A 2045-nucleotide genomic window follows, 5' to 3' on the forward strand; every position below is an offset into this window, starting at 1 on the left:
GATCATCCGATCAATCGGATTGATGAACTGTTGCCCTGGAACTTCAGGGTCAGTCAGGAAAAACTGGCCGCTTGATCAGCCGACCGGGCGCTTACAATATTTATGCAAAATGTTGCCTCTCTAAAAACTACCTTGCCTGGTTGGTTGGCCCTGTCGCCACGCCTGGCTTCCTTTACATCTAGTGCAGATTCTATCCCCGGACCATTCGCTCCTGAACTGTGTTCTGCATCGAAGGCAATCGCGATCCTTGGGGCCATCACTGCGTGAAGAAAGTGGTAGGTATTCTTCAGGATAACTTCCTTTCACGTCTCATCCTCTTCTGCTTGCAGGTTTTCCATTTCACACAGAACATGCCTGATCAATCGGGCATTGCGGGGACTTTGCCCTTCTCTTGTTTCCGCAAATAAACTGATCAAATACAGGGCCTTACCCACGGCATCAGGCCATGTTTTGGATTCTGTGGACAGGAAAAGACATTCCAGTTTTTCCCGCTGGCATGACAGATAAAGTTGCTGCCGGCGAATATCAGTCTTTTTCAGATCCTCCCTGCCGCGATGCTCGTCTAGAACTATGGGGGTATCAGCCACAAATTGTTCCTCTCTTATGAGCGCATCCGTTTCAATCCACTTGATTCCTTTCCGCCTCGATCGTCAATCGATCATCCCTGGATATCGCTTTCATGAGATCGTCATAGTCGATGCGAACTGTCCGCAGTGTCCCGGACAGTCCCGGCGACTCACAAATCCGGAACCACGCGTATCTGCTGCGAGGTTTAAGGAACCAGAATATGCCCTGCCGCGTATCATAGATCTCGACACTATATTTGCCTGCAGGTTGAACCCCTTCCAGCCCATCAATCATAAACGGCCAATTGAAATTCACCTGGAAGCAGTCACCTTCTTCCGTCATGACAGTTCCAGTCATTCATCTGCCGGATTAGAAAATGTCCAATTCCGAAGAACCGGGAAGGTGCATCCCTCCCCGGTTCCTGGGTAACGGCCAGTTATTCAGGAGCCTTATCATCATTGGCTTTGACCGGCGGGGCCTTCCCCTGCTTTTCATCTGAAGTGCTTGCCGGCTTGGCAGCGGGCTTATCTTTTTTCTGAGGATCGGATACGGAAGAAGAAAAACTCTTAAACGACATATTGAATGCCTTTCCAAAAAAACAACAAAAATCTGTTGCTACGCATTCCATATGGGAATTGAAGATGGAAAAATCAATCGGTTTATTCAGAATTTCAAAATATTTAAGTAAATAAAATGAGAATATCTGTAATAAAATTGATATTTTTATTTGCGTAGATATAGAAATATATATCGTCGACATTAACAAAATACACCAAAGTCAATGAATAATTATTTCCTTCATGCTTTCCAAAATTTACATGTAATTACCATCTGGCTACCCCACTCCATAAATTCTCCTCTTGACGAGCTCCAGTGGGGCTACGGCCAACCCTTCCTGAAAACGATGCCAATAAACCGACAGCAAACTGATCTGCATTAGCTTTCCACTGTAAAAGCGGGAATAGAATCATCACTACAGACAATCGCACGGCAGTTATCCCAGGTTGAGTCTCTCCATACCACCGTTCATCAGGATAACGCGGAAAACCGTGATAACTTCCCTAGGAGGAAACCAATGTTTTCGTCAGAACAAAGGCACCTCGATGCCGAGGAGCAACTGAAAAAAGTCAAGGCAATCTGTGACCAGACACCTGCCGGCGAAAAAAAAGATGAGGTGATGCAATTCTACATCGCTGCGGAAGATGCCCATAAAATGAGAATGAACAACAAATGCATCGCCCAACTGGCCAAAGCCAGAGAAGTTCTGAAATGACGGGCTTTTGGATGCTGCTGAACGGCCGTTAATGAATGATCGGTTTCAAATGATCCAGGTAATCACTGTCAAATTCGGCCAGCCTGGTTAACGCTGCAAGGTTCAGATAAGTCACTTTTCCGCTTTGGAAGGTTAAGAGATTATCTTCCCTCAGTTTCCTGAGACAACGGTTAAGATGAATGGCGCTTAACCCCAACGCATCCGC

General features: G+C 46.1%; 4 protein-coding genes. 1 reads left to right on the plus strand and 3 read right to left on the minus strand.

All coding sequences use genetic code 11. The features are described from left to right. Positions 1 to 302: 302 nt before the first annotated feature. Both DFP90_RS22525 and DFP90_RS22530 read right to left on the minus strand, forming a co-directional pair. Entirely contained in the window at positions 303 to 587 is a 285-nt protein-coding gene (locus DFP90_RS22525) for a hypothetical protein (RefSeq protein ID WP_115939712.1), read from the minus strand. Positions 588 to 618: 31 nt separating this feature from the next. After that, a complete protein-coding gene (locus tag DFP90_RS22530; RefSeq protein WP_115939713.1) occupies positions 619 to 909 on the minus strand; it encodes a hypothetical protein in 291 nt (96 codons plus the stop codon). Between the two features lie 733 nt (positions 910 to 1642). Between DFP90_RS22530 and DFP90_RS22540 the strand changes: the two genes are divergently transcribed. Then, complete coding sequence (locus tag DFP90_RS22540; RefSeq protein WP_115939715.1) at positions 1643 to 1840, plus strand: hypothetical protein; 198 nt, start codon at positions 1643 to 1645, stop codon at positions 1838 to 1840. 28 nt (positions 1841 to 1868) lie between these two features. On the opposite strand, the gene DFP90_RS23405 is transcribed toward DFP90_RS22540, so the two are convergent. Continuing rightward, positions 1869 to 2036: a hypothetical protein gene (locus DFP90_RS23405; RefSeq protein WP_342767817.1), complete on the minus strand. Its 168-nt coding sequence runs from the start codon at positions 2034 to 2036 to the stop codon at positions 1869 to 1871. Positions 2037 to 2045: the final 9 nt, after the last annotated feature.

The sequence above is a fragment of the Aestuariispira insulae genome (assembly GCF_003385955.1).
GTDB classification, from domain to species: domain Bacteria; phylum Pseudomonadota; class Alphaproteobacteria; order UBA8366; family Aestuariispiraceae; genus Aestuariispira; species Aestuariispira insulae.

Coding starts and splice junctions, on each gene's coding strand:
- DFP90_RS22530 (WP_115939713.1), bottom strand. CDS start 909: ATGACGGAAGAAGGTGACTGCTTCCAGGTGAATTTCAATTGGCCGTTT.
- DFP90_RS22540 (WP_115939715.1), top strand. CDS start 1,643: ATGTTTTCGTCAGAACAAAGGCACCTCGATGCCGAGGAGCAACTGAAA.